The sequence below is a fragment of the Pseudomonas sp. genome (assembly GCF_002796985.1).
In the GTDB taxonomy this organism is placed as follows: domain Bacteria; phylum Pseudomonadota; class Gammaproteobacteria; order Pseudomonadales; family Pseudomonadaceae; genus Pseudomonas.
Genome location: NZ_PEKX01000007.1, coordinates 242,396 through 267,175, shown reverse-complemented (window position 1 = coordinate 267,175; position 24,780 = coordinate 242,396). Strand labels below are relative to the sequence as shown.

The window sequence follows — 24,780 nt, the reverse complement described above, 5'->3', positions numbered from 1 at the left end:
GACGACTCCGAAGCGGGGCGGGTTCGCGAGCAAGCTCGCTCCTACAAAAAGCAAAAGCCCGCACACCGATGAAGGTGCACGGGCTGCGCTGTGGACGAAGGATCAGTCAGGGAATAACGAACCCAACCTCGATATTGCCGCGCGATGCCTTGGAATACGGGCAGATCTGATGGGCTTCATCGACCAGCTTCGCCTTGTCCTCTGCCTCCAATCCCGGCAGGTGCGCGGTGAGCTGGGCGGCCAGTACGAAGCCGCCGTCGGCGGTGTTGCCCAGAAAGACATAGGTGGTCTGGCCGCGGCCGTCGCGGCCGCCGCTGGTATGGGTATGGGTATGGGCGGTGTAGATCACGGTTGCCAGGGTATCGGGCATGACGCTTCTCCCTCAGGGGCGAGCCAATGGGGGACGGCGGGGAGTGGTGCAATTGGGGCGGGTGCCGAGCACCACGCCTTGTTCTTTCAGGCTGCGCAGCAGGGCAATGCCCTGCCCTTCGATGGCGTCCGGTTCGACGCCGGCGATTTCCGCCAGCGCCTTGAGGTGTTGGCGACCGGTGAGCTGCCACTGTTGCAGCGACACCAGCAGAGCATGGGCCAGCGGTGCCAGGCGCGAGAAGTACACCTTCAGGTCACTACCCCGACGGGCCAGCAGCAGGGTCGGCTCGGCCGGAGCTTGCAGCGGGATGTGCTCAGGGCCGAGGTGGCTGACCGGCCAGGCATAGGCCAGCGGCGCGGCGAGACTGGAGAGTAGTGGCACGCCGTCGAGCAGGTCACCGTCCGGATCATGGGCCGGCTCACGTTTGTCGCTGAGCAGCAGCGCTGTTTCGATCCATTCGTAGTGCGCCAGTTCGGCGACCCAGCCGGGCTGCTCGCTGCGGCCATCCAGGTATTCGACGAACTCGCCGGCCACCTCGGTGAACAGCGGCGTCTGGCAGCGGAAGCCGGCATAGAAGTCCTCGGTCAGCGCCTGCCACTGTTCGCGCGGCAGGCTGGCGTGCAGCACCGGGAAGTTGCCGGCGAGCAACGCTTGCAGGTTGCCGAAGAACAGTTGCCGGTACACCGCCAGGCGCCGCGCGTCGATGCCGGGCGGCGGCTCGTTGGCTTGCGGGTCGCGGATGTAGCGGGTCATGCGCAATTGCTGTTCGCGCAGGGTCTCAGCCATGACGCACCTCCGGTTGGCGCGCGCTCGCTTGCAGGCTGCGGATGGTGTCCACCTCGCCGAGCAGTTCGGCCAGCGGCGGCAGATTGAAGTCGCGCTCCAGCAACGTCGGGACGCTGCCCAGGTGCTGGTAGGCGCTGGCCAGCAGGTTCCAGACGTCATCCCTCACGGCGGCGCCGTGGGTGTCGATCTTCAGCTCCGGCGCTTCGTCGTAGTGGCCGGCGACGTGCAGGCAGACGACGCGCTCGGCCGGTACGCGGGCCAGGAAGCCGGCGGCGGCGTAGCCGTGGTTGTGGGCGTTGACGTAGAGGTTGTTGACGTCCAGCAACAAGTCGCAGTCGGCCTCGCTGAGCACGGCGCGGAGAAAGTCGATCTCGCTCAGCGCCTGGTAGGGCGCGGCGTAGTAGGAGATGTTTTCCACAGCGATGCGCCGGCCGAGGAGGTCCTGCACTTCACGGATGCGGCTGGCGATGTGGCGCACGGCCTCGTCGGTGAAGGGCATGGGAATCAGGTCGTAGAGATGGCCTTCGTCGGAGCAGTAGCTCAGGTGCTCGCTGAACAGCGGCACGTTGTGCTGGTCGAGGAACGCGCGGACGCGGCCGAGGAATATGTGGTCCAGCGGCTCCGGGCCGCCCAGCGACAGCGACAGGCCGTGGCAGGACAGCGGGAAGCGCTCGGCCAGGCGGGCCAGCCCTTCGCCGTAGCTACCGCCAACGCCGATCCAGTTGTCCGGGGCGACTTCGAGGAAGTCCACGGCGCGGTCGTCGAGGGTCAGCAGGTCGGGCAACATCGCGCGGCGCAGGCCGAGGCCGGCTCCTTGCAGGGGAATGGCAGGGCTCATGGCGGTCTCCTTGGGCGAGGTGCCCTCCCCGGCCAATGGCGCGGGGAGGTAGCGGCTTGGCTCAGTTCCTGGCCTGGCTCAGCTTGCTGTACAGGTCGGACGGGAACGGCTTGCCGTTGGCGTCGAACTGGTTCTTGCGGAACTGAAAGACCTCGGCCTCAGAGAGGTAGCCGTCGTGGTTGGCGTCGATGGCGTCGAACTCGGCGCTGGCCTTGGGCGCCACGGCCAGCAGTTCGGTGCGGGAGACGCGGCCATCGTGGTCGGCATCGGTGCGGGCGAAGGAGGCGTCGCCGCACTTGCCTTCACCACACTTGCCCTCGGCGCCGGAGGCCTTGGCCTGGGCGCCGTCGGCACCACATTTGCCTTCGCCGCATTTGCCTTCGCCCTGGTTGGCCTTGGCCTCTTTGGCGGCGCCGCATTTGCCCTCGCCACACTTGCCCTCCCCGGCCTTGGCGGCGGAGGCCAATTGGTAACCCTGCGGCAGGGCTTCGACGGCGAAGGCGGAGGACGCCAGGTTCAGGCCACCGGCCAGGGCGACAGCGAGCAGGCCAAGCTGGGTTTTCGAGGTACGGGTCATGGTGCTTCTCCAGATGCTGTGGCGCGTGGTGCGCCGGGTCATGCCGCAAGGGCGAATCCCTGGAACGCAGCGCTGGAGGTATTCCCTCCCGAAGCGCCGTGTCGTTCGGGTAGGGCTATTTCGCCTTGGCGATGTATCGCGGGCGTATCGGCAACGGGAGGCTTTTGTATGCGTGTGTCCGCTCAGGGAGCGACAGATACAAAGGAATACATTCGGGAGGGCTGGAGCGGGTGCCGTTCGCGAGCAAGCTCGCTCCTACGAAGAGCAGCGTGGCGCGGACCTGTAGGAGCGAGGGGGACGCCTAGTTCTTGCTCGCGAACCAGAGGCGCGCTCAGGTCGAAGAAGCAGAACAAATAAAGAAAGGGCCGCAATGCGGCCCGATCCAGCAAAGGCGCGGAGATCAGCTCGCGCGCTTGGCCGCGATGGCGGTGACTTCCACCTTCATGCCTTCCACCGCCAGCTCGGAGATACCGACGGCAGCGCGCACCGGGTAGGGCTTGGCGAAGAAGCGGCAGTAAACCTCGTTGAACGCGGCGCGCTCGGCCATGCTGGTGAGGTAGATGGTCAGGTGCAGTACGTGGTCCAGGCCGCTGCCGGCCTTTTCCAGGGCCAACTGCAGGCTGCGCAGGGTAGCCTCGCTCTGGGCCTTGATGTCGCCCAGTTCCAGGCTGCCGTCCTCGCGGGTGGGGATCTGCGTGGAAACCAGCAGGCCGCCGAAACCGGCGACGTCGGAGGAAATGGATTCGGGGTCCGCGTCGGGGATGAAGGTAGGCGTCATGGGACAAATCTCTGCTGTCGGTGAATGAGGCACGTCGCCGCACGGGTGCGGCGGCTAGGTCGCGCAGCTTAGCCGCATCGCGCCGCCGCGCGCCATGTCACCGTGCCCGCAGCCCCCGGGAACAGTGACATTGCCTCTAGCCGCACAACTTACCGAGTACTTATTTCAATTCGACCAAAGTCCGGATTATTACAGTTTGAGACATAGACCTTTTCATAATCCGTTATTTAATCAGCGAACTCTTTGGGCATTATGACGTCGTCTTTTCGCGTCTGGAGCCATTCGCGAAGAGCGAAATACCAAGATCATCGCAACAATGCCAACGCAACTTCCTGCGACTTTCCGCCGTGGTTAATCCAGGAGCGGATTCATTGTGCCTGCCTATAAAAACGTCCGGCTCTCACGCACTTCACCGAGCCGGTCCTCCAAGACTCTAGGGGCAATATCCATGAAGCACCTCAAACGCAGCGCTATCGTGCTCGCTGTTTCCGCCGCCGCCAGCCAGTTCGCCAGCGCCGAACCCTTCGTCAGCGACCAGGCCGATGCCAAGGGCTTCGTCGAGGACGCCAAGCTCGACGTCCTGCTGCGCAACCAGTACTACGACCACGACGGCAAGAACGGCGGGGCCGACAACCGCGACTGGACCCAGGGCTTCCTGGCCAACTTCTCCTCCGGCTACACCCAGGGCACCGTCGGCTTCGGCGTGGACGCCTTCGGCTACCTGGGCATCAAGCTCGACGCTGGCGGTGGCCGTGCCGGAACCGGCAACCTGCCGGTGGGCAACGATGGCAAGCCGGACGACGACTACGGCAAGGCCGGCGGCGCACTGAAAGTGCGTATTTCCAAGACCGAGCTGAAATTCGGCGACATGCAACCGACCGCACCGGTGTTCGCCGCCGGCGGCACCCGCCTGATCCCGCAGACCGCCTCGGGCTTCAACCTGCTGAGCAGCGAGATCGACGGCCTGGACCTGGAAGCCGGCCACTTCACCTCCGGCACCAGCCCGATCACCACCGCTCGCGATGGCGGCATCTATGCCACCTACGCAAACGTCGAGGCGAATAGTGCCGACTTCGTGGGCGGCAAGTACGCCATCACCGACAACCTGAGCGTGTCGCTGTATGGCTCGGAACTCGAAGACATCTGGCGCCAGTACTACGGCAACGTGAACTGGCTGCTGCCGGTCGCCGATGACCAGTCGCTGGGCTTCGACTTCAACATCTACCGCACCAACGACTACGGCCAGGCCAAGGCCGGCGAGATCAGCAACACCACCTGGTCGCTGGCTACCGCCTACTCCTTCCTGCAGGCGCACACCGTCACCCTGGCCTACCAGAAGGTCCACGGCGATACCCCGTTCGACTATGTCGGCTTCGGCGACAACGGCGCTGGCGCCGGCGGCGACTCGATCTTCCTCGCCAACTCCGTGCAGTACTCCGACTTCAACGGTCCGGGCGAGCGCTCCTGGCAAGTCCGCTACGACCTGGCGATGGACACCTACGGCGTACCGGGCCTGAGCTTCATGGCCCGCTACATCAACGGTACCGGTATCGACGGCAGCCACATGGACTCCGACAGCCAGTACCTGGGCTATGGCTACGGCGAAGATGGCAGCCACCACGAGACCGACCTGGAAGCCAAGTACGTGGTCCAGGCAGGCCCGGCCAAGGACCTGTCCTTCCGCCTGCGCCAGGCCTTCCACCGCGCCAACGCCGACCAGGCAGAAGATGACAACAACGAACTGCGCCTGATCGTCGAATACCCGCTGTCGATTCTGTAATTCAGAGCGGATAACTACGCAGGGCAAACTTTCAGATTCATCTGGACGTTTGCCCTGCGTTTTCGTGTATCCCTACGATTATTGCGTCCGTGCAGAAAGTCTCTTCCCGGAATCACGGTTTATCCCGGCGGGACAACTTTCTAGAATGACCCCATCTTCCCGCTTCCGCACTTTCCGTGCGGAAGACAACTCCTGACGTTGATATTGTGATTGCTCCTTCGACGTCCTTCGAGCCGCTCCCCTGGAGCGGCTTTTTTTATGCTCGGGATTTATCGCTCAAATAAGCATCCGAACAAAAAGTGATCGAACCTTCTGACGCGGCAGTCCAACTCTCCGACGGCACGCTAATCCCGCCCGCGAACCCAGGAGGCTCCCCACCATGAGCGCAATGACCCTCGAAGGCTGGTGCAAGACGACCGCCGAACAGAAGCCCACGCCGCTGGAAGACATCCGTTTCTACCTGACCGCCGACGACCGGCTTCACCTGGAACAGGCCGAGGTCTACCTGCAGGAAAACGGCCAACGGGAAATGATGGTCGACGCCAACCCCGACACCCTCGAGCTGCACATGCCCGAAGGCTACGGACCGCTGGCCGACTGCATGTTCCGTGTGTACCTGAGCGGCACCGAACACCGCGGCCAGTTCCACCTGGTCGGCCACCGCGCCAGCGACGGCAGCCTGATCTACACCAATGCCGTGCTGATCGATCAACTGGTCAACTGATGCCCCCAACTCGCCGGGCACCGGTTCATCGGGTTCCCGGAGATGCACGCTCGTCGCCCGTATCGCAAGCGGAGATTGTGGCCACGGACCCGCCCGTGATTTCATAAAGCCACCTGCGTCCTCCCGCCGCACCTCTGGCGCGGACCGCAACCAAGAACTACGCCCATCCTCCGTTGAAGAAGCTGCTATCGGATGCGAACTTCCAGTAATCCTGCGGTAAAGGAGTACGGGCGATATGACGGCCTGCTGCGTCTCGCCCGCCAGGCAGGCGGCGATTGTGCCGTCCTGCTTATCGACCTGAGCGGTCAGTTGCTCGGCCAACTCGGCATCGATGGCGCCGGTGCGCTCTCCCTGGCCACCCTGCTCACCCTCAACGCCGCCTCCAGCCCCCTGAGCCACCAGGGCCAGCTCCTGCACCTGCTCGCCTGCGAGACACTGCGCGACCCGGAAGGCTTTCCCCAGGCGCGCCTGCTGCTGCTCAGCGGCAGCAACAAGGTACTCAGCCCGCCGCAGCAAACCTTGCTGGCCGATGTGCTGGAACTGGGTGAAGCCCTCCTCGATCGCGCCCGTGCACCACAGGAGGAAAGCGAAAGGCGCACGGCCCTGGCAGTGGACGGCAGCGGCACCGGCATCTGGGACCGCCACGTGCCCACCGGCCAGATCCACTACTCCAGCGCCTGGAAATCCCTGCTGGGCTATGCCGAGGACGAGATCGGCAGCCGCATCGAAGACGCCTACACCCGCGTGCACCCGGACGACCTCGAGTACGTGCAGAGCAGCATGCGCAACCACTTCGATGGCCACACCGAGGCCTACGAGGTGGAGCACCGCCTGCAGCACAAGGACGGCCATTACCTCTGGGTCTGCAGCCGCGGCAAGGTGGTGGAGCGTGATGCCGCCGGTAATGCCCTGCGCATGCTCGGCACCACCACCGACATCACTGCCCTGCGGGGCATGGCCGAGCAACTGCGCGAAAGCGTGCAACTGCTCACCGACCTGACCAACGAAATCCCCGGCATGGTCTTCCAGTTCCGCCGTCTGCCCGACGGCACCGGCACCTTCCCCTATGTCAGCGCGGGGGTGCTGGACATCTACGGCGTACCGGCCGAACAGATGCGCCATGACTCCGTGGTCCTGCGCGACCTGGTCCATCCCGAGGACCTGCCGGCCTGCCTCGCCTCGCTGGAAGCCTCCGCTGCACAGATGCAACCCTGGCGTCACGAATACCGGGTGCAGATCGCCGGCCGCGGCACGTTCTGGCGCCAGGGCAACGCCCATCCCAAGCGCCAGGCCGATGGCAGCCTGATCTGGCACGGCTTCATCACCGACATCACCGAACGCAAGCGCATCGAAGCCGAACTGCAATTGCTGGCGACCACCGACTATCTCACCCAGTTGCCCAATCGCGGCCACTTCATGCACCTGATCGAGGCCGAACTGGGCCGAGTGCAGCGCAGCATCGAACGCAACGCGGCGATCCTGATGTGCGACATCGACCACTTCAAGTCGATCAACGACCGCTGGGGCCACGCCGTGGGTGACGAAGCCCTGCGCCACTTCGCCAGCATCCTCGGGCGCGCCATCCGCCGCGTCGACTTCGCCGGACGCATGGGCGGCGAGGAGTTCGCCGTGGTGCTGGGCGATGCCGATATCGCCAGCGCACAGGTATTCGCCCAGCGCCTGCAGCAGCAATTGCTGGAGCAGCCATTGACGCAGGGCGGCCAGCGTATCCCGCTGAGCATCAGCATTGGCATTGCCGCGCTGGACGCCGCCGACGCGTCCGCCGAGGCCGGCCTCTCGCGCAGCGACACTGCGCTCTACCGGGCCAAGCAGAACGGCCGTAACCGCATCGAGTGCCACTGAAGGCAAACCCGCGAGGCAGAGCGCGCCGCCCGGCGCGGGCGTTGCCGATCCTGAACGGCCGCCGTGAAAAAGTGTGCGGAATTTTTCACCATTATGACCAGGCGTTTTAAATAATGGACTTTTCAGCACGCTTGGATATTTACAAAAATCCTTTAAAAACAATTAGTTGAAATAATTGTAAGACAGGATTTCGGCCATTATTTTTGACGCCCTTCACCGAATTCGTTTGACATATTTAACGGCTCTGGCAGGCTGGTAGGCAGGTTTCGACCGGGAATCATCGCCTTCTGTGCGCTCTCGGCAGTGCTCGAAACCTCAGGTAGCGCGCCCTCCAGCTGCGCGCCTGCACAAAATCGATGGGCTGCAGCCCATCCAAAGGTGACATATGTCCAACAGCAACATTGGCAACAAGAAACAGACCCTCCGTAAACCTGTCGTCCTGATGTCCATGGGCAGCCAAGAGCGCAAAGGCCACGACTATCAGGTCATGACGCACAAATACATCGTGCCCCTGGTCGAACAGTCCGATTGCGTGCCGGTGCTGGTACCGACCTGCTGCGGCATCGAAGACCTCGAGCAATACCTGGACATGGCCGACGGCGTGTACCTGACCGGCGCCGGCAGCAACATCGATCCGAGCCTGTACGGCCAGGAGAATGAAACTCCCGGCAAGGGCCAGGACAAGGACCGCGACAACTTCGACATCCCGCTGATCAAGGCCGCCATCGCGCGTGGCCTGCCGATCTTCGGCATCTGCCGCGGCATGCAGGAAATCAACGTGGCCCTGGGCGGCGATATCTACCAGAAGGTCTACGCCGAGCCCGGCTTCAACGACCATCGCGAGAACTCCGAAGACCCGGTCGACGTACAGTACAGCCCGGCCCACGGCGTTCGCCCGCTAGCGGGCAGCTGGCTGCAGAAGCTGCTGGGTGACGAGATCCGCGTCAACTCGCTGCACGGCCAGGGCCTGAAGAACCTGGGCAAGGGCATCGAAGCCATCGCCCACGCCGAAGACGGCCTGGTCGAAGCCATCCACGCCCCGACCCTTCCCTCCTTCCTCTTCGCAGTGCAGTGGCACCCGGAATGGCAGGCGGCGAAGAACCCCGACTCGGTGAAGATCTTCCAGGCGTTCGGCGATGCTTGCCGCGCACAGGTGAAGAAGAAGCAGACTCGCGCACTCGCTGCCTGATTCGCTTCCCGCGTCATGAAAAAGCCCGGCATCCGCCGGGCTTTTTCTTTGGTGTTCCCCGCGACGACAAGCCAACTGCATGGCGCGCTTCTGCAGGGTATTTCCGTGCTCGGATCTGCCCTCACCCTAACCCTCTCCCAGAGGGAGAGGGGACCATTCGTAGCAGGATGAAACCAAGGCATCAGCCGGCACAGCCTGCTCCCTCTCCCTGAGGGAGAGGGCTGGGGTGAGGGGGAAGTCCAGACACAGTTCTCCCCGCGAGAAGCCAGCCGCTCCCGCATCATTCGTACTGCGAATGGCGCACCCTGCACGCCCTTGAGAGCGCCTCGGGCTAACCTTGGCGGTCAGCGAATTCGCTCTGATGAACAAGGTGCAGCCATGAGCAACGACCTCTTTTCCCTTGCCGGCAAGACCGTACTGGTCACCGGAGCCTCCAGCGGCATCGGCGCACACCTGGCGCGGGTGGCCGCCCGTGCTGGCGCCCGCGTGGTACTTGCGGCACGGCGTACCGAGCGGCTGGCGCAGTTGGCCGAAGCGATCCGTGCCGACGGTGGCGAAGCCCATGCCGTGGCGCTGGACGTGACCGATCGCGCCAGCGTGGAAGCTGCCTTCGACAGCGCCGAGGCGCAGTTCGGTGTGGTCGAAGTGGTACTCAACAACGCCGGTATCGGTAATGGCCAGCGTGCGCTGGAGGTCAGCGAGGAGGACTGGCGCACCATGCTCTCGACCAACCTCGACGGCGTCTGGCGCGTTGCCCAGTGCGCGGCGCAACGCCTGGCCAAGGCCGGGCGCGGTGGCAGCATCGTCAACATCGCCTCGATCCTCGGCCTGCGCGTGGGCGGCGGCTACAGCCACTACTGCGCGGCCAAGGCCGGCGTGGTGCAACTGAGCAAATCCCTGGCGCTGGAGCTGGCGCGTTACAACGTGCGGGTCAATGCCATCGCACCGGGCTACTTCAAGACGGAAATGAACGACGCCTACTTCGACAGCGACAAGGGCCAGGCCTACATCCGCGACACGGTGCCGATGCGCCGCCTCGGCCAGTTGCAGGAACTGGAAGGCCCGTTCCTGCTACTGGCCAGCGATGCCGGCGCCTTCATGACCGGCGCGGTGCTGGCCGTGGACGGCGGGCACCTGGTCAGCAGCCTCTAGAGCGCCCCGGCCAAGCCTCCGCCCAGCGCTCCCAGCAGCACCAGCGTCCAGGGCGGAACCCGGCCGCTGAGCAGCACCCCGAAGGCTAGCGCGACGACGGTAATGTCGAGCAGGCCGCTAATGGTTTCGCTGCCGATGGGGTGGATCAGCGCCGCCAGCAACAGGCCGACCACGGCGGCGTTCACCCCGGCCAGTGCCGCGCGCAGACGACGCAGGCGGCGCAGGTTTTCCCAGAACGGCAAGGCGCCCAGTACCAGCAGGAAGGACGGCAGGAAGATCGCCACCAGGCAGAGCAGCGCCCCGGCGGCCCCGCCCGGTTCGGCCATGGTTGCGCCGAGGAAGGCGGCGAAGGTGAACAGCGGCCCCGGCAGCGCCTGGGCCGCACCGTAGCCGGCAAGGAAGCTCTGCGCATCGACCCAGCCGGGCTCGACCACCGCGCTCTGCAACAGCGGCAATACCACATGCCCGCCTCCGAAGACCAGGCTGCCGACCCGGTAGAAGGCGTCGAACTGCGCCAGCCAAGGTGCCTGCGATGCTGCCGCCAGCAAAGGCAGAAACACCAGCAGCACGAAGAACAGCAGCAGGTAGAAGCCACCCCGGCGACGGGATGTCTCAGGGCCTTGGATCCCAGAGCCGCTCGCAGCGGATGACTGCAGCCAGACCATGCCGATCAGCGCGGCCGCGAGGATCACCAGCAATTGCACGACCACACCGGGCCAGCGCAACGCCACGGCGGTCACCAGGATCATCAGCCCCTGGCGCTGCCAGTCCGGGCACAGCGACTTGGCCATCCCCCACACGGCATGGGCCACCACCGCGACCGATACCAGCATCAGCCCGTGCAGCGCCCCAGCCGGCAACCATTGCCCGTGACGCGACAGGCCCAGGGCGACCAGCAGCATCAGCAGGGCCGACGGCAGGGTGAAACCTACCCACGCCGCCAGCGCGCCCCACTGCCCTGCGCGCAAAGCCCCCAGCGCCATGCCCAGCTGGCTGCTGGCGGGGCCGGGGAGGAACTGGCAGAGGGCGATCAGATCGGCGTAGTGCGACTCGTCCAGCCAACGCCGGCGGCGCACGAACTCCTCGCGAAAATAACCCAGATGCGCCACCGGCCCACCGAAGGAGGTCAGGCCCAGGCGCAGGAAAATCAGGAAGACGGTCCAGAGGGAGTCGCGCGGTGTTGGCTCGGTCATGGGCGGCGTTCGGGGCAAGACAGTCGGACAGTCTGGCAGCTCGATGTTGCAGTGCCAATCAATCGCCTGCTACTTCATCCAGGTCGCGAATCCGCTGTTCGAGGAAGCGTCGCTCCGGTTCCAGCTTCGCCAGTTCCAGTGCCCGCCCGTAGGCTTCACGCGCCGCCTCGCGGAGCCCCAGACGCCGGCAGAAATCCGCACGGGCAGCGTGGGCCAGGTGGTAATCCTGCAGTTCGCCACGAGCGAGGATGGCGTCCACCTGCGCCAGCCCCGCTGCGGGGCCGTCACGCATGGCCAGGGCCACGGCGCGATTGAGCTCGATCACTGGCGATGGCTGCATCGCCAGCAGCAGGTCGTAGAGGCCAACGATTTCCGCCCAGTCGGTACCCGCCATGTCCGGGGCCGCTGCGTGGACGGCAGAAATGGCGGCCTGCAGCGTGTAGGGGCCGACTCGGCGGGTGGCCAACGCCGCCGTGATCAGCTGCTGCCCCTCTTCGATCAGCGCGCGACTCCAGCGTGAACGGTCCTGGCTTTCCAGCAGCACCAGTTCACCATCCTCGGCGGTACGCGCCTCGCGCCGCGACTCGTGCAGCAGCATCAGTGCCAGCAGGCCCATCACTTCGGATTCTGGCAGTAGCTCCAGCAATTGCCGGCCGAGGCGGATGGCCTCGGTGGAGAGATCCTGGCGCGTCAGCGAGTCGCCGGCCGAGGCCGAGTAGCCTTCGTTGAACACCAGGTAGATGACCCGCAGCACGCTGGCCAGGCGCTCGGGCAATTCGGCAGCCTCCGGGACCTGGTAGGGAATCTGCGCATCGCGAATCTTCGCCTTGGCGCGAACGATGCGCTGGGCGATGGTCGAGGGCGTGGCGAGATAGGCGCGGGCGATTTCCTCGGTCTTCAGGTCGCAGACCTCGCGCAGGGTCAGCGGCACCTGCGAGTCCGCCGGCAGCACCGGGTGGCAGCAGGTGAAAATCAGCCGCAGGCGATCGTCCTCGACGCTTTCGTCGGCCAGTTCCTCCACCGATTGCGCGTCGATTTCCAACTGCTCGGCAATCTGCGTCAGGGACGCATCGAAGCGCGAACGCCGGCGCAGGCCGTCGATGGCCTTGAAGCGCCCGGCGGAGACCAGCCAGGCGCGCGGGTTGGCCGGCACGCCATCGCGCCGCCACTGATCGACGGCGGCGACGAAGGCTTCGTGCAGCGCTTCCTCGGCCAGGTCGAAATCGCCCAGCAGGCGAATCAGCGTGGCCAGCACCCGACGCGATTCACGGCGATAGACCTCGTCCACCACGTCGCGCAGGGGCTGGGAGGCGTAGTCGTGCATGGGCCGAAGATCCTTGGCGGGGAAAGGGTCTGCCTATCCTGCACGCATTCCCTTCAAGACGGGAGGTGGTCGGACGGATGCGACGGGGGGATCGTTGCAGCGTGTTTCGTCGGGCCGGGAAGTTGGACCCAGGCATTGCGCGCCCCGCGAAGGGGCCGTGTGGTGGAAGCCGAGGTCGACAGGTGCGGCTTTTCGTAGGAACGAGCTTGCTCGCGAACCGCCTGACTCCATCGGTGCCAAGCGAGTTTCGCGAGCAAGCTCGCTCCTACAAGTCGAGGTCCAGGCCAGGGTTCGAGCAGAGGCCGAGGTCAGGGTTTGGCATCGAACAACAGCTGCCCCGTCGCCGGGTCGAAGGGAATCGAGAAGTGCTCATGGGCGATCTTCCACTGCCCGCCCTCGCGCCGCAGGCAAACGGTCACCCGCGCCCAGGAGGCGTTGTGCTGGCCTTTGTCGTCGGTGCCGCCGCAGTACGCCAGGTAGTGCCCGAAGGCCGTCTCGCCGCCGCCCTCGAAGCTCAACTCGTGTATCTCGAAGGTGGTCTCCTTGCACATTTGCGTGCAGGCGCGCCAATGGCTGGCATAAGCCTCGACGCCCTTGAACTGCAGTTGCTTCACCGCATCGAAGGCGAGGATGTCGCGGGTGTAGTGGCGGGTGATGCCCTCTACGTCAGCGGCGAGCACGGATTTCAGCCAGCTTTCCAGCAGTGCGTGCAGTTCGCCGTGGGTAGCGTTTTGTTCGGCAGCAGTCATCGGGAATTCCTCCTCGTGGCAACCGGGTCGGATCAGGAACCGCAGCAGCTGTGCGGTGGCGAGGCTTCGTCGTAGTCGTCGTGGAAGCGCGTCCAGTTCATGCCCTTGCCCTGGTAATCGGGCATGCCGCCCCAGCCTTCGCCACGTCCCAGCGGGGTGAGGTCGAGCAGGTGGTAGGTGAACAGCGGCGCCTCCAGCCCCCGACCATAGGTCGAGTAGCTGTGGAAGACCTGGTCGCCATCGCGCAGGAACACGCTCATGCCCGGCTGCTCGCCACGCACGTGGTAGTCCTGGCCGAGGCGCTCCAGCTCCGCCTTGTCACGATAGTTGTATTCCACCGGGGCGACCGACTCGTCGACGCTGACGTGGAAGTCGTAGTTGAAGTCGCTGCCGAACGACGAATACCAGGGAAACTGCCAGCCCATGCGGGTACGGAACGGCGCGATCTCCTCCAGCGGCGCGCGGGACACCATGGCGAAGGTGGTGCCACGGGCATGCAGGTGCTCCAGCCGGCCAAGGTTGTCGATCAGATAGGAACAGCCCTCGCAGCCCAGCCCCGAGTCGCGGTGGAACATGAAGTGGTAGACGATCAGCTGCGGCCGGCCGTCGAACAGATCGAGCAGGCGCAGCGGGCCGTGCGCACCCTCGAAGCGGTAGTCCTTGTCGATGCGCACCACCGGCAGCTCGCGACGCTGGGCGTTGAGCGCGTCGCGGGCGTGGGTGGCGGCCTTCTCCTGCTCCAGCAGGCGCAGGCGCGCCTGTCGCCAGGCGGCCGGGGAGACGACTCTTGGAAAGTCCTGATTGGCCAGTTTCATGTCGCACGCTCCTGGGGGCGCTCCCGTTGCTCGTTGGGCCGGGCGCGGCGCTTGCCGCGCAGGCGGGTGACGGCGAATGCGCTGACGCCGCCGGCGGAAAGGACGCTGGTGACCGCCAGCGTCAGGGTCGATACGCACAGTGGGCACATGGCTCACCTCCACGGTTGGCTGCGGGTGGAATCAGCTCTTTTCGGCCAGCCCCTTGAGGCTGGCCAGGCCCGCCTCGAAGTCCTTGCCGACCATGCTGTCCACGTCGAAGAACAGGTGCATGACCTTCGCCACAAAGGGCACCGGGCCGAACATCGCCCAGGTCACCTCGGTGCCGCCGTCACGCGGCGCCAGGGTGAATTCCGCGGTATTGCTGGCCTTGAACGGCTTGAGGAACTCCAGCGCGATGGTCACGCGGCGGCCGGGGTCGATCTCGACGACTTCCATCCGCCCAGCCCCGGCCTTGCCGTCGCCTGCCCAGGCGTACACCGCCCCACGCCCTTGCTCGGCACCGGAGAAGGTGCGCTGCATGGCCGGGTCGAGCTTCTCGAAGGGCGACCAGCGCGGCCACTGGTGGAAGTCTTCGATATAGCCCTGGACCTCCTCTGGCGGCGCCTGGATGTACGCGCTGCGCTCCACGCGGAAGGTGCCCGGCCGATTCGCCGCCAGCACCAGAACCACCGCCAAGGCCAATACCACCACCAACGCAATCCACTTGAGCATCACATCCTCCCGATGTCGGCTGCACGGACAGAACCGGGCTCAACGCCCGGCGAAATAGCGGTCCCAGTCACGGACCGGTCGGACTTCCACGGCGCCCAGGCGGCCGCTGGGAATTCGTTCGGCAAGCTGCAGCGCCTCGTTGAGGTCGCGGGCGTCGATCAGCACGAAGCCGCCCAGGTATTCGCGGGTCTCGGCGAAGGGGCCGTCGGTGATCGACAGCCCCGCCGCGCCGTGGCGCAGGGTGGTAGCGGTCTCCACCGTTTCCAGCGCCTCGGAAGCCAGCACCCGCCCGGCCCGGCGCTGGTACTCGTCGTTGGCGAAGCACTCATCCATCAGATGCCGGTATTCCGGCCCGGACAGACTGGAAAGCCGCTGGTCATCCACATAGATCAGGCAGAGGTACTTCATGCTCGTCTCCGGAGCGCTGTGCGCTTGCAGTTACCTCTTAGTCGAAGCGCGCAGGCGGGAATCGACAGCGGCAGGCAAGTTTTATCGCGCAGCGTGTGCCCGCGTGCCTCAGCAGCCTTTTTGCAAGGCTCTGCCACGGGCCTCGCAGCCGTTCGTCAGGCACAGCGTGTGCTGCGCGCCAGCGCATTCAGATTCGTTCCGAGCTTTCCGAAAGTTCCGATGGGGGGCTGGCCTGGGGGGAAAGCCTGCCCCCTCGTCACCTCACGACAAGTCCAGCAACCCGCTCGCCCGCTGCACGCGCCGCTCCGTTGCCGCTTCCAGCACCTGCCAGCCACGCCCGGCGCTGGCCAGGGTGAACCACTTCCGTGCACGGGTAATACCGGTGTAGACCAGCTCGCGGGTGAGGATGGGGTTGAGGCTGTCGGGCAGCAGCAGCGCGGTGTGAGTGAACTCCGAGCCCTGGGATTTGTGCACGGTCATGGCGAACACCGTTTCCACTGCCTGCAGGCGGCTGGGCAGGATCCAGCGGATGGCGTCGGTGCCGTCGCCCGCCGGGAAGGCCACGCGCGCCACCCAGCGCAGCGAGCCGTCGTCGGCCGCCTGCGGCAGCGCCAGGGTGATGCCGATGTCGCCGTTCATCAGGCCCAGGCCGTAGTCATTACGGGTGACCAGCACCGGGCGGCCGGCGAACCAGCCGCTTGCCAAGGGGATCAGTCCTTCACGTTGCAGCAGGTCGCCGATCAGACTGTTCAGACCTTCCACGCCCCAGGGTCCGCGACGCAGCGCGCAGAGCAACTGGAACTGGCCGTGGGCTTCCAGCACCTTCCTGGCCCAGGCATCCAGCGCGGCCTGATCGGCGTCGTCTGCCGGGCGCGAGCCATTGACCACGCGCAGGTAGTGCGCATAACCGACCGGGCCGAACAGGTCGCCACCGCGCCCGCCGTCGATCACCAGGTCGCGCAGGCTGCGGGTTTCCTGGGCGTCCACGGCGATGCGGGCGAGGTCTTCGTGCTGCGCCTTCCACACCTGGCGCAGGGCCGGGATATCGCCGGCGTTGACTGCTTCGGCCAACTGGCCGATACCGCTGTCGGCGCTGAAGCGGTGGCTGTGGCGGAGCATGGCCACGGCCTGGTCGAGGTCGCTGCCGGTGGTGTCCAGCAGCGTGGCGTCGATCTGTTCGCCGGTTACCGCCTCCAGCCAGTCGCGGCTGGCCGGGCGGTAGTGACCTTCACGGGCGCGGCTGCACAGTTCGCCGAGCACCGCCCCGGCCTCCACCGAGGCCAACTGGTCCTTGTCGCCCAGCAGAATCAAGCGTGCGCGCGGCGGTAGCGCCGCGAGCAGCGAGGCCATCATTTCCAGGTCGACCATGGACGCCTCGTCCACCACCAGCAGCTCCAGCGCCAGCGGGTTGCCGGCGTGGTGGCGGAACTGGCGGCTGTCCGGCCGGCTGCCGAGCAGGCGGTGCAGCGTGGTGACTTCGGTGGGGATCTCCTTCCGCACGGCTTCGCCATTGGACAGCGCTTCCAACTGCAGACCTTTCACCGCTCCGGAAATCGATTCGTTCAGGCGCGCGGCGGCCTTGCCAGTGGGCGCGGCGAGGCGAATGCGCAGCGGCCGACCGCCCTCCCCCAGCGCCAGGCTTTGCAGCAGGGCAAGCAGCTTCACCACAGTGGTCGTCTTGCCGGTGCCGGGGCCGCCGGTGACGATGCCGAAGGCGTTGCCGGCGACCAGTGCACAGGCGAGTTTCTGCCAGTCGGCCCCCTGGCTCTTCTGAGCAGCGCCGGGCTTTTTCGGGAACAGCGCATCCAGCGCCTGACGCAGTTGGGCTGTAGGCAGCGCTGCTCGCAATGCGTCGCCCTGCTGCAGGCGCTGGTCAATGCCGGCGCGCACTTCTCGCTCGTACTGCCAGTAGCGACGCAGGTACAGGCGGCGACCGGAAAGCACCAGTGGCGTGTCACCGGGGCCATCGCCGACCAGACGCGGGTCGCTGAGCACGGCACGCCAGGCGTCGAGATCGAAGCCGTCCAGCAGTACGCCAGGGAGCTCCGGTGCGTCCTTGACCGAGTCGCCTTCGGGCGGCAGGGACAGGGCGAAACGGCTGTCGGCCAACGTGGCTTGCAGGTCGAGGCAGACATGCCCGCGACCGAGCTGGTGGCTGGCCAGGGCGGCGGCAAGGATCAGCAGCGGGTTGGCATCCGGTGCGCGCTCGACGAGGAAAGTCGCGAAGGCGCGGTCCAGCTCGCGCAGCCAGCCGCGCTCGGCCCAGCGGCCAATCAGTTCGAGCATTTCAGCGGTGCTCTTCATGCTGACACCTCTGCGCGGAACAGGCGGTCCAGCTCGTCCATCAGTGCCTTGGGCGGGCGCTCCAGGGTCATGCCCTGGGTTGCCGAGGAGCTGCCACGCAGGAACAGGTACATCGCGCCTCCGATGTGGCGGTCGTAGTCATAGTCGGGCAGGCGCGCCTGCAGCAGCCGGTGCAGGGCGAACAGGTACAGCGCGTACTGCAGGTCGTAACGATGTTCCAGCAGCGCCTCGCGCAGCGCTGCTTCGGTGTAGGCCTCGTCGTCGGCGCCCAGCCAGTTGGATTTGTAGTCGGCCACGTAATAGCGGCCCTCGTGCTCGAACACCAGGTCGATGAAGCCCTTGAGCATGCCGTTGAGCAGGTTCGCCTGCAGCGTTGGCCGCGCCACGCCGCCAAGGGTATGGCGGGTCACGGCGTCGTCGAGGCGCCGGGTATCGACGTGGCGGGTGGAGAACCAGAACTCCATTTCCTTCTGGAACGTGGCCAGCCCGGCAAGGCTGACCGGCGTCGCACCGGGCACGCGGAAGGCGGTGCGCAGATACTGGCCAAGCCAGCCGGTAAGCGGCTCGATCCACTCCTGCCAGCCACGCAGGGCGCAGCGCCGGGCGATCTGGTCGCGCAGCTGTTGCTCATCGAACTCGAAATTTTCGTCGGCGGCCCACTCCAGCAAACCATGGAGGAAGCTGCCGGGGTTAGCGCCACGCGGGAAGGCGTGCAGACTGAAGGGCGCGGGCGCAGCTTCCAGCTCGCGGTGCTCTTCCAGGCTGCTTTCGCGCAGCAGGTCTTCACCGGCGCTGATGGGTTCATCGGCGGCCGGTGCCGGGGCGATTTCGCTGTCGTCCTCGGTGGCCCCCACGGACGTCATATTGGCCAGCGCCGAGTAGCTGGCGATCCACCACTTTTCCGCCACGCGGCGGCGCGGTTCGCGGGCCGCGCCCAGCTCGCCGGCCTGGACGCCGACGAACACTTGCGTGCCGACTTCCGGCGCCGGCTCCAGGGCGATTTCCGCCTGGCCGGCCTGCAAGTCGCCCAGCCGCGCGGACACGTCGTCGACACTCAGCGCGTTGCCGCCACCGAGCAGGTAGCCCATCGCGCCCTTGTGCAGTTCGGGGCTCTTGCTGTTGCTCATCACCAGCGGTGCCACGCCTAGCCACACCGCGTGGCGCGCACGGGTCAGGGCCACGTAGAGCAGACGCATGTCCTCGCTCAGGCGTTCGTCGTTGGCCAGCTGGAACGCGGCCTTGGCCAACTCCTTGTCGCGGGACAGCTCGACTACCCGCGATTCGCCGCACTGGAAGCTCGGCGGCGTGCCGCTCTTGCCGTCCAGTTCGCGCCAGGTACAGATGAAGGGCAGCAATACCAGCGGGTATTCCAGGCCCTTGGACTTGTGGATGGTCACCACCTTGATCAGGTCGGCGTCGCTTTCCAGGCGGAGGATTTCCTCGCTGGAGGGGCTCTCCAGCTGCTCGGCGAGTACCCGCAGCAGCGCGTGTTCGCCGTCCAGTTCCACGGCCTCGCGCTGCAGCCATTCAGCCAGGTGCAGCAGGTTGGTCAGGCTGCGTTCGCCATCGGTTTCACGCAGCAGGCGCGCTGGCAGGGCGAAGTCGGCGAGCAGGCGGCGCAGCATCGGCAGTACGCCCTGCTGCTGCCAGAGCAGGCGGTAGTCACGGAAGCGCAGGACCATGTTTTCCCAGAAGCGCTCGTCCTGGTTCAGCCGTTCCAGGGTCGCCCAGTCCAGCGCCAGGCTGCGGGTGGCCAGGGCGATACGCAGCGCGCCGTCGTCGCCAGGGTCAGCGCAGGCGCGCAGCCAGTGCAGCAGGTCGACCGCCTCGGGGCTGTCGAACACCGAATCGCGGTCGGACAGGTAGACGCTGGCGAGCCGGCGCTTGGCCAACTCGCTGCGCACCGCCTCGGCTTCGCTGCGGCCGCGCACAAGGATGGCGATGTCCGCCGGGCGCAGCGCACGCCAGTCTCCAGCGGCATCACGGAAGCCGCTCTGCGGGGAGCTCAGCCAGCGCTGGATAGCGCTGGCGGTGCGCTCGGCCATCTCTTCCCGATAGTCACCGGAGCGGCAAACTTCCCCGTTTTTCTCCAGCTGCCAGAAGGTCATGGCCGGCGTTTCGCTGCCTTCGAGCAGCAGGGTTTCATCGCGCCCGCGGGCGTCGACGTTAAGGAAAGGCACCGGGTTTTCCTGGCCTTCCACAGCAAAGCGGAACGCACCGCGAGGATGGTTTTCGGCGAACAGGAAGCAGCGGTTGGCCGCCTTCACCATGGCCAGCGTGGAGCGGTAGTTGGTGCCCAGCGTGTAGTGCCGCCCGGCAGTGGCAGCGCGGGCGCGCAAATAGGTATGGATGTCGGCGCCACGGAAGGCGTAGATCGCCTGCTTGGGGTCACCGATCATGAACAGCCCCAGTCTCTTTTCTGCAGAGCCTTCGGGGGGGCTCTCCGAAATGCGGTAGACGCGCTCGAAGATGCGGTACTGCAGCGGGTCGGTGTCCTGGAATTCGTCGATCAGCGCGATCGGGAACTGCTCGCGGATGCGCTCGGCCAGGCGCTCGCCGCTGCTGCCAGCCAGCGCGCGGTCGAGGCGCACCAGCAGGTCGTCGAAGCCCAGCTCCGCGCGTTTCTGCTTTTCCACCTCCAGGTTGTGGCGCACCTCGTCCAGGGCGTGCAGCAACAATTGCGGGGCAATCTCCGGGCGTTGCTCGGAGCGCTCGACCCAGGCGTCGATGGCTTGCAACGCGGGGTGCTCCGGCACCACAGCCTTGCCTTTCAGCTTGATCCGCGTCTGGCCGAACTTCGCCAGGTTGTCCGGCGCGTCGGCGCCGTCGCTCCAGGCATCCAGCGCCTCGATCCAGCCGGCGAACACGGCGTCGTCATCCTTGCCGCGATAGCTGTTGCCGTTGAGGTCGCCGCGCAGGTTGCGCAGCAGTTCGGCGAGGTTGTCGCGGTCCGCCGCCCAGGCTTCGCGGGCGCGAGTTTCGGCGGCGACGAGTTCGTCATAGAACTGGCCGGTGGTTTCCAGCAGCTCGCTGAGCGAGGCCGGGGCAGTCAGCGGCTGGTCGGCGTAGCGGAAGCCGGCCTCCTGCGCCGCCAGGAGCGGTTGCAGGGCGCGGGCCAACGCTTCGGGGCCGGCGTAGCAATGGCGCACGGCGTTGGCCGCCGCCACGCCCAGCGGGTAGAAGTTGCGCCGCCAGTAGTCGCGCACCGCTTCGGCGAGCAGTTCGCTCTGGTCGGCGGCAAGGTCCTGGGTGAACAGGCTGCCACTGTCGAAGGCGTGCTCGCGCAGCATGCGGTAGCACCAGCTGTGGATGGTCGAGACGGCGGCCTCGTCCATCCACTCGGCGGCCAGGCGCAGCAGGCGCGCGCAACCGGGCCAGCGCTCGGCGGCATAGCTGTCGCGCAGCTTCACCAGCAGGCCGTCGTGTTTCTGCTCGGGTTCGGCGAAGCAACGTGCCGCCTCGCCCAGGCGCGCGCGGATACGCTCGCGCAATTCCTGGGTGGCGGCTTCGGTGAAGGTCACCACGAGGATTTCCGGCGGGCTCAGTGGCCGGCCGAAAGCGGCCTGTTCGCCGCCATGGTCGAGGACCAGGCGTACGTAGAGCAAGGCGATGGTGAAGGTCTTGCCGGTGCCGGCACTGGCCTCGATCAACCGGCTGCCGTGCAGCGGGAAATCGAGAGGGTTCAGCTCGACGGCGCTCATTGTTCCGCCTCCTTGCGCTGCAGCAGTTCGAACAAGGGCCCGTAGAGTGCTTCGGCCCAGGCAGCAAATTCCCCGCTGGCGTTGAGCGCGGCGAAGTCCGGGTAGACCCGCGCCAGCGCCGCCGAGGACGCCGCCTCGCCGCTCAGGTTGAAGCCTCCGTCATAGCGCTTGGCGGCTTCGCGGGTGGCACGCTCTTCGTCCTCTCCAGCGGCCAGCCAGGCGAAAGCCGCCTTGCAGGCGACCGGCAGCGGTCGGCTCATGCCCTGGAACCAGGCATCCAGCAGCGCATTCAGTTCGGCGCGGGCTTCCTGCGCCGGCAACGGCGGGAATTCCAGGGTGCCGGTCAGGCCGACGAGCACGCTGGTCACCGGTTCGCCGCACAGTTGCAACGCGAGGTGGCGCACCCACGGGCGCACCAGCCCATGCCATTTGTAGCCCTTGCCCTCGTGCAGCTTGCCGCTGACCAGTTGCAGGCTGGCGAGCTGGCCGTCGGCGTTGCGGCGCAGGCCACCGAGCCAGTCGGCCAGTTCGATGTCGGCGTGCTCGTGGTTGAGCTCGCGCTGTTCGTCCTCCACCTGCGACCAGTGCTCCAGTTGCTCGCGGTAGCGCGCCAGCAGGTCATGTAACGGGGCGACCAGCGCCTGCGCAGAGAAATCGCCGAACGCCGCCAGCGGCAGCCGCCCTTCGCGGCGCAGCCGTTCTACCTGGGCGGTCAGTTGCCCGGCCAGTTGGTCGTCTTGCCAGTGCTGTTCCACCCACGGACGCAGGCGTTCGCAGAGTTCGAACTGCAGTTGCCAGACGTCCAGGCCGTTCAGCTCGAAAGGCTCTTCGTCCTGGCCGGTCAGTTGCTCCTCGGCAAAGCGCACCTTGAGGCGCTGCAGGAAGAAGGCGCCGACGGGGTTGGCGAGGAAGTCCGAGAGCACGCGCAGGCCGATGGGCGCGTCGAGCACCAGCAACGGCAGCGGCGCATTGTCCGTCTCGCCATCGTGCTCGCGGTGCACATCGCGCCACTCGCGGGCGTAGGTGTAGAGGCCGTCGATGCCATGGTCGGAAGGATGTTCGAAATAGGCGCGGCTGAAGGGTTGCAGCGGGTGTTCCTGGGTCAGGCCATGCAGCAGATCGCCGTCATTGGCGCTGTGCCAGCCGGCTGCGAGGTGGTCGCGCAGCTGGCCGACCAGCACCGAAGGCGGCCGGTCGGTGTTGTCGCGGATGCTCCGCCCGACCCAGCTGACATAGAGCTGGCGGCGCGCCGAGAGCAGCGCCTCGAGCAGCAGGTAGCGGTCGTCCTCGCGCCGCGAACGGTCGCCGGGGCGGTAGTCGTTGCGCATCAGGTCGAAGTCCAGCGGCGATTGCGGGCGCGGGTAGTCGCCGTCGTTCATGCCCAGCAGGCAGACCAGCTGGAAGGGAATCGCGCGCATCGGCATCAGCGTGCAAAAGCTCACCGCGCCAGCGAGGAAGCGCTGGTTCAGGCCGCCAGCATCCAGCCCGCTGAGCCAGGCCTCGCGCACGACCGAAAGCGGCAGCGGGTCACTGAAGCCGGCGTGGCCGCAGGTTTCCAGCCATTCATCACGCAGTTCGAGGAGTCTCTGGTGAAGTAATTCATCGTGTTCATCAGTGACCAGGAAGAAGCGCTGCAGGAGCGCGCCCAATCGTTCAACCCATTGCTCGGGTGTCGCTTCATCGGCCAGCTCTTCGCAAGTGATCTCCAGCGCCTGCAACAAGCCGGCCAAAGGGCCGAGCGCCGCAGCATCGAGCCCGCCGATTTCCGCGTAGGGCTGGATGCCCTGGAAGGCTTCGCCCTCGCCCACCGCAAAGCCCAGCAGCATGCGCCGCAGGCCGAAGCGCCAGCTGTTGGCTTCGGCGGCGGCGGGCAGGCCGAGGCGTTCACGCTGCTGGCCGTCGAGGCCCCAGCGCACGCCGGCACCGTCGATCCAGCGACGCAGCAGCGGCAGGTCGGCATCGGCCAGACCGAAGCGCGCACGCACGGCGGCGACGTCCAGCAGGTCGAGGATTTCACTCACCGCGAAACGGCTTTCGGGCAGCCGCAGCAAGTGTTCCAGCGCCACCAGCAGCGGTTCGCGGCCGCGCTGGCCCTGGTCGGCCAGGGTGTAGGGAATGAAGCGCTTGTCGTCGCGCGCCAGCTGGCCAAACACGGCTTCGATGTGCGGCGCGTAGGGGTTGATGTCCGGGACCATGACGATCACGTCGCGCGGGCGCAGTGTCGGGTCAGCGTCGAAACGGGCGAGCAACTGGTCGTGGAGAACCTCCACTTCGCGCTGCGCGCTGTGGGCGACGTGGAAGCGCACGGAGTCGTCGGCCTGCGGATCGACCGCCGGCCAGTGTTCGCGCGTCTCGTTGAGCGGACGCAGTTCGAGGATGTCGTCCTGCAGTTGACCGAGCAGGTTGCCGGGCTCGACTTCGCTGAACAGGTCGATGCGCCCGTTGCTCACGGCGCCCAGGCGCGCGCGGTAGCTTTCCGGATCGTCGTACTGGTCGAGCAGGTTGATGTAGTCGCGCCCCTGCTTGCCCCAGGCGGCCAGCAGTGGCTGGGCGTACTGGTGCTGCTGGTCGTCGCTGAGCAGCTCCGGGGTGCCGGCACGGCGGCGCTGGCGGCGGTATTCGTGGCGCAGCAGGTCCTTGTCGGCCACGATGTCGGCCCAGTGGTGACGACAGGGGTTGTGTACGCAGAGCAGCACCTGGGCGTGGCGCGCCAGCACGGCAAGGGCTTCCACCGTTTGCGCGGGCATGGCGGAGATGCCGAAGACCACCACGCGGCGCGGCAAACCAGGCAGGGGGTTCTCGGCGGCCTTGAGCTTCTCGATGAAGCGCCCGTGCACGCCGGCGCGGCTGGTGGCCAGGCCTTCCGGGCCGACGTCGTCGAGCAGCGCACGCCATAGGGCGGCCTGCCAGCGGTTGTCGGCTTCCAGCTCGCGCACGCTGCCGTTGGCCAGGCGCAGCTGATCGACGCCACGGCTCCAGTCTTCCAGCCAGTCGGCACGGTAGACCTGGTACTGGTCGAACAGGTCGGCCAGGCGCTCGGCCAGTTGGTGACGCTTGCGCAGGTCGGCGTCATCGGCGAGGAAGCGCTGCAAGGTGGCGAACTCGTCGCGTTCCAGCAGGGTCGGCAGCAGGCGCATCAGCCGCCAGGTCAGCGGGCCCTTGTCGAGCACCGAGACTTCGGGGATTTCATCGCGCCCCAGCGCACCACGGTAGGCGCGCCAGAGAAATTGCGCGGGCAATTGCACATCCAGCGCGGCGGTGACGCCACAGCCACCCTCTTCCACGTCGCGCCCCAGCGCCAGCTTCAGCCACTGGGCGATGCCGTTGCTCTGCACCAGGATGACTTCGTTCTCCAGCGGCGCCAGCGGGTGCAGGCTCATCCACTGCACCAGCAGGTCGCGCAGCGCTTCCGGATGGTTGCCGTGGATCACCATCAGGCCGGGGGTCAGTCGCTGCTCGCTCATCTTGTCTCCTGAAGGTGAGCGGGCAATGGGAGGCGCCCGCCGGGGATGACGGGC

20 protein-coding genes are annotated in these 24,780 nt (G+C 66.4%); 5 read left to right on the top strand and 15 right to left on the bottom strand.

The genetic code is table 11. The features are described 5' to 3' along the window. Nucleotides 1–106: 106 nt before the first annotated feature. From CTR55_RS06780 to CTR55_RS06760, 5 genes are all read right to left on the bottom strand, one after another. On the bottom strand, nucleotides 107–370 hold the full coding sequence (locus tag CTR55_RS06780; protein WP_296285156.1) for a hypothetical protein: 264 nt from the start codon (nucleotides 368–370) through the stop codon (nucleotides 107–109). A 12-nt stretch (nucleotides 371–382) separates the two neighbouring features. Further along, nucleotides 383–1,156 (bottom strand): putative DNA-binding domain-containing protein, encoded by a 774-nt coding sequence (locus CTR55_RS06775; RefSeq protein ID WP_296285155.1) that lies wholly within the window; start codon nucleotides 1,154–1,156, stop codon nucleotides 383–385. Then, nucleotides 1,149–1,994 carry a DUF692 domain-containing protein gene (locus CTR55_RS06770; RefSeq protein WP_296285154.1) on the bottom strand — a complete coding sequence of 282 codons (846 nt, stop codon included), beginning with the start codon at nucleotides 1,992–1,994 and terminating at the stop codon, nucleotides 1,149–1,151. The genes CTR55_RS06775 and CTR55_RS06770 overlap by 8 nt, the downstream gene beginning before the upstream one ends. A gap of 61 nt (nucleotides 1,995–2,055) precedes the next feature. Continuing rightward, complete coding sequence (locus tag CTR55_RS06765; RefSeq protein WP_296285153.1) at nucleotides 2,056–2,571, bottom strand: hypothetical protein; 516 nt, start codon at nucleotides 2,569–2,571, stop codon at nucleotides 2,056–2,058. A gap of 400 nt (nucleotides 2,572–2,971) precedes the next feature. Beyond that, nucleotides 2,972–3,349 (bottom strand): RidA family protein, encoded by a 378-nt coding sequence (locus tag CTR55_RS06760; RefSeq protein WP_296285152.1) that lies wholly within the window; start codon nucleotides 3,347–3,349, stop codon nucleotides 2,972–2,974. Between the two features lie 448 nt (nucleotides 3,350–3,797). Here CTR55_RS06760 and CTR55_RS06755 point away from each other — a divergent pair, with 448 nt between their 5' ends. The 5 genes from CTR55_RS06755 (at nucleotide 3,798) to CTR55_RS06735 (ending at nucleotide 10,057) form a co-directional block, all read left to right on the top strand. After that, the gene (locus CTR55_RS06755; RefSeq protein ID WP_296285151.1) at nucleotides 3,798–5,129 is read left to right on the top strand and encodes an OprD family porin; all 1,332 of its coding nucleotides are present in this window, start codon (nucleotides 3,798–3,800) and stop codon (nucleotides 5,127–5,129) included. 379 nt (nucleotides 5,130–5,508) lie between these two features. Further along, nucleotides 5,509–5,853 carry a hypothetical protein gene (locus CTR55_RS06750; RefSeq protein WP_296285150.1) on the top strand — a complete coding sequence of 115 codons (345 nt, stop codon included), beginning with the start codon at nucleotides 5,509–5,511 and terminating at the stop codon, nucleotides 5,851–5,853. A gap of 192 nt (nucleotides 5,854–6,045) precedes the next feature. Next, on the top strand, nucleotides 6,046–7,716 hold the full coding sequence (locus CTR55_RS06745; RefSeq protein ID WP_296285149.1) for a sensor domain-containing diguanylate cyclase: 1,671 nt from the start codon (nucleotides 6,046–6,048) through the stop codon (nucleotides 7,714–7,716). A 385-nt stretch (nucleotides 7,717–8,101) separates the two neighbouring features. Beyond that, nucleotides 8,102–8,905 carry a type 1 glutamine amidotransferase gene (locus CTR55_RS06740; protein ID WP_296285148.1) on the top strand — a complete coding sequence of 268 codons (804 nt, stop codon included), beginning with the start codon at nucleotides 8,102–8,104 and terminating at the stop codon, nucleotides 8,903–8,905. 378 nt (nucleotides 8,906–9,283) lie between these two features. Then, nucleotides 9,284–10,057, top strand: a complete 774-nt coding sequence (locus CTR55_RS06735) for an SDR family NAD(P)-dependent oxidoreductase (protein ID WP_296285147.1) — start codon at nucleotides 9,284–9,286, stop codon at nucleotides 10,055–10,057. On the opposite strand, the gene chrA is transcribed toward CTR55_RS06735, so the two are convergent. From chrA to recC, 10 genes are all read right to left on the bottom strand, one after another. Then, nucleotides 10,054–11,250, bottom strand: coding sequence for a chromate efflux transporter (gene chrA, locus CTR55_RS06730; protein WP_296285146.1), 1,197 nt, complete (start codon nucleotides 11,248–11,250; stop codon nucleotides 10,054–10,056). The two genes, CTR55_RS06735 and chrA, sit on opposite strands and share 4 nt — an antisense overlap. 58 nt (nucleotides 11,251–11,308) lie before the next feature. After that, on the bottom strand, nucleotides 11,309–12,574 hold the full coding sequence (locus CTR55_RS06725) for an RNA polymerase sigma factor (protein ID WP_296285145.1): 1,266 nt from the start codon (nucleotides 12,572–12,574) through the stop codon (nucleotides 11,309–11,311). 308 nt (nucleotides 12,575–12,882) lie between these two features. Continuing rightward, nucleotides 12,883–13,323 carry a nuclear transport factor 2 family protein gene (locus CTR55_RS06720; protein WP_296285144.1) on the bottom strand — a complete coding sequence of 147 codons (441 nt, stop codon included), beginning with the start codon at nucleotides 13,321–13,323 and terminating at the stop codon, nucleotides 12,883–12,885. A gap of 32 nt (nucleotides 13,324–13,355) precedes the next feature. After that, nucleotides 13,356–14,138 carry a DUF899 domain-containing protein gene (locus tag CTR55_RS06715; RefSeq protein WP_296285143.1) on the bottom strand — a complete coding sequence of 261 codons (783 nt, stop codon included), beginning with the start codon at nucleotides 14,136–14,138 and terminating at the stop codon, nucleotides 13,356–13,358. Continuing rightward, nucleotides 14,135–14,287, bottom strand: a complete 153-nt coding sequence (locus CTR55_RS06710) for a hypothetical protein (protein WP_167523265.1) — start codon at nucleotides 14,285–14,287, stop codon at nucleotides 14,135–14,137. Before CTR55_RS06710 ends, CTR55_RS06715 begins: the two co-directional genes overlap by 4 nt. 31 nt (nucleotides 14,288–14,318) lie before the next feature. Further along, nucleotides 14,319–14,849: an SRPBCC family protein gene (locus CTR55_RS06705; RefSeq protein WP_296285142.1), complete on the bottom strand. Its 531-nt coding sequence runs from the start codon at nucleotides 14,847–14,849 to the stop codon at nucleotides 14,319–14,321. A gap of 39 nt (nucleotides 14,850–14,888) precedes the next feature. Beyond that, nucleotides 14,889–15,257 (bottom strand): YciI family protein, encoded by a 369-nt coding sequence (locus CTR55_RS06700; protein WP_296285141.1) that lies wholly within the window; start codon nucleotides 15,255–15,257, stop codon nucleotides 14,889–14,891. Between the two features lie 261 nt (nucleotides 15,258–15,518). Beyond that, nucleotides 15,519–17,561, bottom strand: coding sequence for an exodeoxyribonuclease V subunit alpha (gene recD, locus CTR55_RS06695; protein ID WP_296285140.1), 2,043 nt, complete (start codon nucleotides 17,559–17,561; stop codon nucleotides 15,519–15,521). Then, nucleotides 17,558–21,262 carry an exodeoxyribonuclease V subunit beta gene (gene recB / locus CTR55_RS06690; protein ID WP_296285139.1) on the bottom strand — a complete coding sequence of 1,235 codons (3,705 nt, stop codon included), beginning with the start codon at nucleotides 21,260–21,262 and terminating at the stop codon, nucleotides 17,558–17,560. The genes recD and recB overlap by 4 nt, the downstream gene beginning before the upstream one ends. Next, on the bottom strand, nucleotides 21,259–24,726 hold the full coding sequence (recC, locus tag CTR55_RS06685) for an exodeoxyribonuclease V subunit gamma (RefSeq protein WP_296285138.1): 3,468 nt from the start codon (nucleotides 24,724–24,726) through the stop codon (nucleotides 21,259–21,261). The genes recB and recC overlap by 4 nt, the downstream gene beginning before the upstream one ends. Between the last annotated feature and the right edge of the window lie 54 nt (nucleotides 24,727–24,780).

Bases quoted from the DNA above. Each gene is read 5' to 3' on its own strand.
- CTR55_RS06700 (WP_296285141.1), bottom strand. From the start codon at position 15,257: ATGAAGTACCTCTGCCTGATCTATGTGGATGACCAGCGGCTTTCCAGT.
- CTR55_RS06765 (WP_296285153.1), bottom strand. From the start codon at position 2,571: ATGACCCGTACCTCGAAAACCCAGCTTGGCCTGCTCGCTGTCGCCCTG.
- CTR55_RS06760 (WP_296285152.1), bottom strand. From the start codon at position 3,349: ATGACGCCTACCTTCATCCCCGACGCGGACCCCGAATCCATTTCCTCC.
- CTR55_RS06755 (WP_296285151.1), top strand. From the start codon at position 3,798: ATGAAGCACCTCAAACGCAGCGCTATCGTGCTCGCTGTTTCCGCCGCC.
- CTR55_RS06750 (WP_296285150.1), top strand. From the start codon at position 5,509: ATGAGCGCAATGACCCTCGAAGGCTGGTGCAAGACGACCGCCGAACAG.
- CTR55_RS06770 (WP_296285154.1), bottom strand. From the start codon at position 1,994: ATGAGCCCTGCCATTCCCCTGCAAGGAGCCGGCCTCGGCCTGCGCCGC.
- chrA (WP_296285146.1), bottom strand. From the start codon at position 11,250: ATGACCGAGCCAACACCGCGCGACTCCCTCTGGACCGTCTTCCTGATT.
- CTR55_RS06780 (WP_296285156.1), bottom strand. From the start codon at position 370: ATGCCCGATACCCTGGCAACCGTGATCTACACCGCCCATACCCATACC.
- recB (WP_296285139.1), bottom strand. From the start codon at position 21,262: ATGAGCGCCGTCGAGCTGAACCCTCTCGATTTCCCGCTGCACGGCAGC.
- CTR55_RS06710 (WP_167523265.1), bottom strand. From the start codon at position 14,287: ATGTGCCCACTGTGCGTATCGACCCTGACGCTGGCGGTCACCAGCGTC.
- CTR55_RS06740 (WP_296285148.1), top strand. From the start codon at position 8,102: ATGTCCAACAGCAACATTGGCAACAAGAAACAGACCCTCCGTAAACCT.
- CTR55_RS06725 (WP_296285145.1), bottom strand. From the start codon at position 12,574: ATGCACGACTACGCCTCCCAGCCCCTGCGCGACGTGGTGGACGAGGTC.
- recC (WP_296285138.1), bottom strand. From the start codon at position 24,726: ATGAGCGAGCAGCGACTGACCCCCGGCCTGATGGTGATCCACGGCAAC.
- CTR55_RS06705 (WP_296285142.1), bottom strand. From the start codon at position 14,849: ATGCTCAAGTGGATTGCGTTGGTGGTGGTATTGGCCTTGGCGGTGGTT.
- recD (WP_296285140.1), bottom strand. From the start codon at position 17,561: ATGAAGAGCACCGCTGAAATGCTCGAACTGATTGGCCGCTGGGCCGAG.
- CTR55_RS06735 (WP_296285147.1), top strand. From the start codon at position 9,284: ATGAGCAACGACCTCTTTTCCCTTGCCGGCAAGACCGTACTGGTCACC.
- CTR55_RS06745 (WP_296285149.1), top strand. From the start codon at position 6,046: ATGCGAACTTCCAGTAATCCTGCGGTAAAGGAGTACGGGCGATATGAC.
- CTR55_RS06715 (WP_296285143.1), bottom strand. From the start codon at position 14,138: ATGAAACTGGCCAATCAGGACTTTCCAAGAGTCGTCTCCCCGGCCGCC.
- CTR55_RS06720 (WP_296285144.1), bottom strand. From the start codon at position 13,323: ATGACTGCTGCCGAACAAAACGCTACCCACGGCGAACTGCACGCACTG.
- CTR55_RS06775 (WP_296285155.1), bottom strand. From the start codon at position 1,156: ATGGCTGAGACCCTGCGCGAACAGCAATTGCGCATGACCCGCTACATC.